The organism is Desulfoplanes sp. (assembly GCF_054921335.1).
Genome location: NZ_JBUDSQ010000097.1, coordinates 1 through 7557, shown reverse-complemented (window position 1 = coordinate 7557; position 7557 = coordinate 1). Strand labels below are relative to the sequence as shown.

General features: G+C 52.6%; 8 protein-coding genes. 2 read left to right on the top strand and 6 right to left on the bottom strand.

All coding sequences use genetic code 11. The features are described 5' to 3' along the window. Positions 1-9: 9 nt before the first annotated feature. Positions 10-1059, bottom strand: a complete 1050-nt coding sequence (locus ACY692_RS13370) for an efflux RND transporter periplasmic adaptor subunit (protein ID WP_462325876.1) — start codon at positions 1057-1059, stop codon at positions 10-12. A gap of 149 nt (positions 1060-1208) precedes the next feature. Here ACY692_RS13370 and ACY692_RS13365 point away from each other — a divergent pair, with 149 nt between their 5' ends. Both ACY692_RS13365 and ACY692_RS13360 read left to right on the top strand, forming a co-directional pair. Next, positions 1209-1544, top strand: a complete 336-nt coding sequence (locus ACY692_RS13365) for an MGMT family protein (RefSeq protein ID WP_462325875.1) — start codon at positions 1209-1211, stop codon at positions 1542-1544. Between the two features lie 68 nt (positions 1545-1612). After that, a complete protein-coding gene (locus ACY692_RS13360; RefSeq protein ID WP_462325874.1) occupies positions 1613-2311 on the top strand; it encodes a site-specific integrase in 699 nt (232 codons plus the stop codon). On the opposite strand, the gene ACY692_RS13355 is transcribed toward ACY692_RS13360, so the two are convergent. The 5 genes from ACY692_RS13355 to ACY692_RS13335 form a co-directional block, all read right to left on the bottom strand. Continuing rightward, positions 2236-3591, bottom strand: a complete 1356-nt coding sequence (locus tag ACY692_RS13355) for an ATP-binding protein (protein WP_462325873.1) — start codon at positions 3589-3591, stop codon at positions 2236-2238. The two genes, ACY692_RS13360 and ACY692_RS13355, sit on opposite strands and share 76 nt — an antisense overlap. A 422-nt stretch (positions 3592-4013) precedes the next feature. Then, positions 4014-4514 (bottom strand): hypothetical protein, encoded by a 501-nt coding sequence (locus ACY692_RS13350; protein ID WP_462325872.1) that lies wholly within the window; start codon positions 4512-4514, stop codon positions 4014-4016. Beyond that, positions 4511-5224 carry a DUF3800 domain-containing protein gene (locus ACY692_RS13345; RefSeq protein WP_462325871.1) on the bottom strand — a complete coding sequence of 238 codons (714 nt, stop codon included), beginning with the start codon at positions 5222-5224 and terminating at the stop codon, positions 4511-4513. Before ACY692_RS13345 ends, ACY692_RS13350 begins: the two co-directional genes overlap by 4 nt. A gap of 454 nt (positions 5225-5678) precedes the next feature. After that, positions 5679-6017, bottom strand: coding sequence for a tRNA-binding protein (locus ACY692_RS13340; RefSeq protein WP_462325870.1), 339 nt, complete (start codon positions 6015-6017; stop codon positions 5679-5681). A gap of 583 nt (positions 6018-6600) precedes the next feature. Continuing rightward, positions 6601-7557 (bottom strand): DUF3089 domain-containing protein (locus tag ACY692_RS13335; protein WP_462325869.1); only part of this gene is annotated, 957 nt, incomplete at its 5' end.

Sequence of the window (7557 nt, the reverse complement as noted above, 5' to 3'; positions counted from 1 at the left end):
CTGCGCACTTTAGTTGTTATTCTTCGTCTTCGTTGCGATATGCACCCGTGCAGGCATGCCCGCCTTGAGCAGTCTGTCGGGATTGTCCACATAGACCTTGATCCGATAGACCAGCTTGACCCGCTCCTCGGGGGTTTGAACCGTCTTGGGAGTGAATTCGGCCTCGTCGGCGATAAACCCCACCTGGCCGGTAAAGGTCTGCCCGTCCAATCCATCCACACGCACCCGGACCCTGTCGCCACGGGCCACCCGGACCAGATCGGGTTCCGGCACAAAGGCACGCACCCATACCCGGGAGAGGTCGGCCATGGTCAGCACCACCGAGCCGGCCCCGAGATATTCGCCCTGTTCCGCCACCTTGGTCACAACCGTTCCTGAAAAAGGAGCATGCAATTGCGTGTAGGCAAGACGAAGTCGTGCCTGCTCCACGGCCTGTTCGGCAGCGGCGAGCCCGGACCGGGCCTGCTCGATATCCCCGGACCGAAATCCTTCTTGCATAAGATTCAGATGGGCCCGGGCACTCTCGAGCATGGCCTCCTGTTCCTCGACCCCTTTCTGAGCGGTTACCAAGCGGGTTCTGGCAACATCGAATTCCTGCTTACTGATCACGGCTTCATCATACAGGGTCTTGAACCGCTGGAAATCCGTGGCCGCCATATCAAGATCCGCCCGGGCCCGGTTCAGACTTGCCAGCGATCTGGCAACACCCTGTTCGGCCTCCCGGATCTGCTGTTTCCGATTCCCCTGGAGCAGATCATCGAGAACGGCCCGGGCACGGTCCCTTTCGGCAAGGGCCATGGCCAGTCCGGTCTGTTCATCCCGGTCATCCAGCCGGGCCACAAGCTCGCCCGCCTCGACATCGTCTCCCTCGTCCTTGAGCCGCTCGAGCAACCGACCGGGAATCCGGAACCCCAGGGCGGACTCGGTGACCTCCACATTCCCGGAGAGGACAAGTCCGTCCTGCGGTGCGCTCTCCCGTTCGAAAAACCGCCAACCGGCCCCGCCTGCCGCGAGGGCCAAAACAAGGATGACAAGTAATATTTTTATCCATTTTCGCATTGCTCTTCTCCTTATGGTCGGATCAAGGATACAGACAGAAGGCTCCGCTGTCAGCATCGAACCGGACCTGTTTCTTGCCACCCCTGTATCCATCACCTAGAGATTTTTCCGGACCATCTGACACCATTTTGCAACCCGCTCCTCCCGCCATGACCAGACACCCCTTCACTACCCGAACCATCGAGTGCATCCGGGCCATACCCGAAGGCAAGGTAGCTACTTACGGGCAGATAGCCGCCATGGCCGGTAATCCGAGGGGAGCCCGGCAGGTCGCGCGGATTCTTCACTCCTGCTCGCACGGGGAAGGATTGCCGTGGCACCGCGTGGTCAACCGGAAGGGCCGGATTGCTTTGGGACAATTGCAGGGAGAGGTGGAACAGAAAGAGCTTCTGGAAAAGGAAGGGGTGGTGTTCGATCACACCGGCCGGATCGATCTCAAAGGGTTTCTATGGCACACCGAGCAGCCTTTATGCTTTTCGAGTTGATCGAAAACGCTCAAAAAAAATTGTATTATATAGATTGCATTAAAGATTTTATGACCTACAAATAACACATGTCAAAACGAAGCCAAGCAATCGATTCCCTTCACCCCAAAATCCGCCAACGGCTCACCCAGCTCGGGCTCAATATCCAGGAGGCCCGCAAACGACGGCGGCTTTCGGAAAACGATCTGGCACGGCAGGCGTCACGTGTCATTTCGGTTTGTTACGAACATTGTCAGGCCGGTCAGGCAACCCGGAAAGAGCTTGCCATATTTGTTCCCGCACCCGGGTACGATATTGTCTGCTATGCCACAATCGCTAACCGGAAGACTGTTTTCCCGCCCCTCCCAGGGCTCGGGAAAACGGGCGATTCGAGAACCGCCCCTACGCGGAAATACAGGTGCGCCTTACGATTGAGCCATTTGAAGCTATGCTGCGTGGTTCCACATTTTGAAGAGTTTGAGGATGTGTCCCGGTTCAAACGGAAGCCATATGCCCCGATAGTCCTGTCCCGGCAGGAAAACAATCCCATCCTGGACAATCTTTGCGCCCCTTATGATCTGGCGGCCGGACTGCTTTACGGCTACGGGCATCGGTTGCTCGAATGCCTGCGCCTGCCGATACAGGATATCAGTCTCGACGCCCTGATTCTCATCATCCATGACAGCAAAGGCAAGGAGGACCGAATATCCCATCACCCATGCCTCTGGTCCTGCCCTCTCATCTCCTCCATGAAACCATCCACGTCCTCAAGGGAAAGCCCCCTGTAGGTGAATGTATAGCCGTCATACCGCTTGTGCAGCCGCTCTGTCTTGTCCTTCAGTTGTGTCAGCTTGATATTTTTGGGGCGCATCTTGACTTCGGCCACGAGCACTTCTTTTTCAAGATCATTGACGGCCACGAGGTCGATCTCGTTGACGTTCCCCTTTTCCCAGTAATTACCTATGAGTCCGTACCGGGAAGAATAGCTGGTCATCTCCATGAACAGCTTTTCCAGGACAGGTCCGGCAAAGGTCGGCAGGTCCCTCTCGATCAGTCGTTTGACATAGTTGAAACGCTGGTTTTCGATCATGCTCATGTTCCTGTTCACGAACCTGAACCAGAACCGGATGAAATTGTCCTTGATGGCGAATTTCTGATTTCGCGACTGCTTGCGGTCGCCCATGGGTTTTATTTTTTCGATCAGGTCATACTGGGTCTCGAGTTTTTCCAGATAGCCTCCCACACTCTTCTCCAGCACGGACTCGATTTGGATCCGCGAAGTCCTGCCCTGGGACAGCAATTCCAGGATGGAAAAATAGATGCCATACTCCTTGCCGAATTCCTGGATGAGCAGGCTTTTGCCTTCGGCAATAAAAAACGAGTCCTTTTCAAAAATGAAATCGAGAATGGCTGTTTTGTCGAAGCATCGATTCTGGATCAGGAGTTCCTCGTACCTGGGCACACCTCCGGTCACGAGATAGTTGTAGAAGAGGTTTTCATTGCTCAGCTCGCCGTAATCCTTCAGGATGTTCCGGATCACTCTGGCCTCGAAGGGGCGTATGTACAATACCCTGTCCGCCCGACCGTACAGGGGCTCCTTTTCGTCCTGAAATATCTTCGTCATCAACGAATACACAGAACCGATGAAGACGACATGAATCTTTGTGCTGAACTTGTATCGGTCCCAGAGTCTCTGGATATCGGAATACACACTCTTGTTGATGGTAAAGAATTCCTGGAATTCATCGACAATCAGGACAAAGGGATTGTCCTTGCCGTACTCGAGCAGCAATTCAAAAAGTTGGACGAATCTGTTCAACTCCCCGATGGGCTTCTTGTGAGTGAATTCCTCATACGCGGCCACAAGCTCCTGACACAGAAGGGATTCGGCCTTCTTGCCGACGAACAGGTACAAAGAGGGTTTGTCCCTGGCATACTCGAGGGCCAGCATGGTCTTGCCCACCCGCCGTCGTCCCGTGATGACGGTTATCTTGCCGTAGTCCGCCGTACACTGCCCGTATATGGTCTCGAGAACGGACAGCTCATGCTCCCTGTCATAAAATTTCATCGCAACCTCCGTTACTGTAACCTGAGTTGCAATATTTTACGACAAGGCAATGTTTGTCAACCAGGTCTCCAAAAATCGACCGTACAGAGGCGTCCTCCCGATCATGAAATATCGCATGGCACACGAGTCCGTGATCCTGGTGGTGCGCACAGGCAACAGCTGAAATGCAACCTTATAACCAGAAAGCCCCTGCATTTTCGTGCAGGGGCTTTCTGATGCATGCCGGATCGGATGTCCGAAATGGGCATCCCCTCACGACAGAAATGGTTCTGCCGGTCACTATTGCCTTGATTGAATAATTTTGTGGGCAAATTTGATCAGCAGACAAAAACACTTGACATGTACTCATTTCGGACAAATATATTTTTCAGCTCATCTACCATGTGTGGAAGGAGTAACGAAGTCGTCCTTCGAGGGCGACTTCAGCTTTTTTGAGCCTTTTCCCTCCAATATTCCTCGTATTCTCTCTGCAGTTTTCTTTGCTGGTGTGGATATTCAACCAGGTAGGCAGTCCACGGAAGAATATACTGACCACGGTCAGCTAGAATGACCAGGTAGTTTTCTTGGTCGAACCACAGACAGACTCTTTCTTTCCCTTTCCGTTGATTTCGCCATATCTTGATAGCCGGATCGCTATCGTGTTCGATGATTGGTCTTGGCCAACGAATTCGCTCGCATCGTCTCAAGTCAGGCAGCCGCTCGTCTTCGATTTTTCCTTCCTGAATCATATGCCAAAATGTCGCTTCCTTCCCATACGTCATGGGATGTCGCTTCAGTCCAAGCCGTTTACCCTGGAACGTGGGTTTGCTGTCGACAAAATCCTTTTTGAACCAAGTGTACAGTGCATCCAGGTAGGCTTCCCAATTACCGCGGTAATCGTTGAATAAAACCAATGATGGCAGCCAGTTCAAAGTTTGATTCATCCCGGGAACTCCGTGGCATGCCAACGAAAAATATTCACCTTTTGCTCACGTAGCAGGGTCGATCTGGTCAAATCATATCCAGAACGCCCCCGAATTCGTTGTATGATAGCCAATTTTGCGGTGCTGTCTTTCAACCCCCGGTTGAGATAGCCGACTGCGCCGATGAGCAGGTCAGCCATTTGCAGTTGTTCGATTTCGTGAGATTGGACCAACTGCAACTGTTCTATCACATTTCGGGAAAAATCGTATCGGTCGTTACACAGAACTTCATGCAGTTTGGCCGCTTTTCGTGCACCCCGGGTGTCCTTGATATCCAGATAGATGCGATAGCGAGAGTTGGGACAGAAGATGACCTTCAGCATGTCGAAGTACATTTTGTAGTACCAGCCGTCATGATCCTGCCCGGGGAAGGCAGAGTGGTGCAGCAGGGATTTGTCCGGTACGATCAATGCCCGGAAATGAAAGTCGTCATCATCGAAGAAATAATCGATCAGATCCAGATACAGTTCTTGTTTGGCTGGTGAGACCTTGATCCATTTCACTTCGAAATCCGAGGACATCCCATGCTTTTTCTTGATCTCCCGCAACCGGACGGCAATCTCCCTGGTCTTATCCAAAGGACACCAGACCGCACCCAGCACCATGGTATTATGCCGATCATTTTCAAGGTGGCAGGATTCGTCGCAGTAGATGTTGAAGGTTTCGCTCATTCGATCCTCTTTGGAAATGCTTGCCGAAATTGTATCGGTTCTGTCACGGAGAAAGAAAGCTGGTTGGACTTTTATTGCATGTATGCCAACTGAAAAATAAAAAAAATAGACGCTGAACGAGATGGAAGTCAAGGCAGTACCGGCTTGCTTTGTTGTCCCGGAAGCAAGAACTTCCGAGTTAGACGCTCCTCCCTGCGTCGTTTCCCAGAATCAAAAAGCCCCTGCACAATCGTGCAGGGGCTTTTCGATTCATGACGGATCGGATGCAGACTTCAGATTTCAACATGACGTTACATGTGCGATCTTTTCAGTCAGCAATTCCCGGCACAATTTATTATAAACGCAATTATCCCGGAAAAATATGTATGTGCTATTCACGAATCGTCCTTTTTTTCGAGCCCCGGAAGACGGGAGAAAAACAAGGCTCGCGACATAGAGCGGAAGATACGGCTTCTCAGCAGAGCTTGGCCCCAAGGGGCACATCCTTGTCCGGAACGCATAGGGCTATGTCGCCGTTGGCATCACCGAATCCGGTAACCAGGCATTCGGACATGACCGGCCCGATCTGCTTTTTGGGGAAGTTGACCACCCCGACCACCAGCCTGCCCACCAGTTCTTCGGTGGTGTACAGCTTGGTGATCTGGGCGCTGGATTTTCTGACCCCGATCTCCTCGCCGAAATCCACGTGAAGAATATAGGCCGGCTTGCGGGCCTCCCTGAACACCTCGACAGAGAGGATTTTGCCCACGCGCAGTTCGACCTTTTCGAAATCGTTCCATGTGATGGTTTCCATAAAGTTTCCTTGTCGTTTTCGTACGTGTGTGAAGAATATTGCCAATAAAGGAAACAGGATGCAAGACTCAATGGACTCGCTCGGAGCATCCGTTACGGTGCTGAAAAGACGTTGAAGTATGCGATTGCATATTTTTCTGGTTCATCCGGCAAAAGGGTACTTGTCAGCAAGAACTCTTGGGTTGTTTGATAGAAACGAGTTTGCGAGAGAGCACGGCCCAGGATATTCACACAACATGATGTATAGACTGGCAATATAGCCCCCCTCCCGTAGTTCAGGGAGGGGCTGGGGGAGGGTTTCAAACTGCTGGAGAAAGGCACCGATAATACGACCCGCCCCTCACCCCGCCCTTACCAGGGCGGGGGATTTTCTCAACGCCCCATTGAGTTTTTTATACTCAAGTGGGGCAGATAAACGATTACCCCCGAAAGTACGCTATTCCCGGATGAACCATTTTTCTTACTGTCAGCCTGAAAACAGATTAAAAATATGCGATCGAATACCATAAAAGTCCGTGAAGCCAAAAGGGCCTTGGATATATATCATCCAAGACCCTTTTGGCTGATGAGCAAGAGAGTGATCCTTACTCGTGGCTTTCTTGATACGCGGCAATCCTCTCCCCAACATTGGCCTCGAGATTATTGAACCAGAATGCATAGTCGTACCTGTGGAATACCCCCTGGGGCCACCGGCCCATGTGCACGAGGTTGATCTTGTCGGATGTGGGGGTTTTCATGTCCGTGGCGATGACAACACCCTTTTGGAGATCGATAGAGGCTCCGGCAAAATGCGGGATGGCCTCGATGAGTTTGCCCTCGGCATCATTGAAGAACTTGGCCCCCATGTTCTCATCATTATAGGCGGGGGTGGAGTCGGTCTTCCAGTTCAGGGGGTTGATGGCAATGGCTCCGGGAAGGAGGACCGGAGAAGGGCCGGCATCCTTGCCTTCGGTATTGAAACTGACGACCACGCCGGTATCACTGGCACCCTGGGCGGGCTTCATCCAGGGATATTTTTTCAGATCATCCCTGGTCACGGAATAGCCGATCAGGTAGGCGGCCACCAGACGCTTCTGCAGTTCGGGATCGTCGAAGCGTTTGCGCATGAGATTGATGAGGGCCATGGTTCCCTGACTGTGGCTGGCGAGGATGAACGGCCTGTCGGGATTGAGGTGGGTCAGGTAGTAGTCGAACGCCCTTTCCACATCCCGGGCACCGACCTGAAAAACCGGGTCGGCATAGGCATCCCTGCCGCCGTTCCCCGCATCCATGCTCTGCTGGGCTGCTGTCTGCTGACGATAGAAGGGCGCGAACATATTGGCATGGGGCGAATACACCCCGGCCTGGGCCACGGTCAGCCCCTTGGCGTTGGCCCTGAGTGCGGGATCGGCTATATCCATGTTGGCGGGGTGTTTGCCCACATAGATGGTCGGGTAGACATAGAAGACATCCACCGGCTTATCGATGGACGCGGGTTTGACCACCCAGCAGAAATCATCGGAATAATCGAGCTGATCAGGCGTGTTGTTCGTAGTCATGGC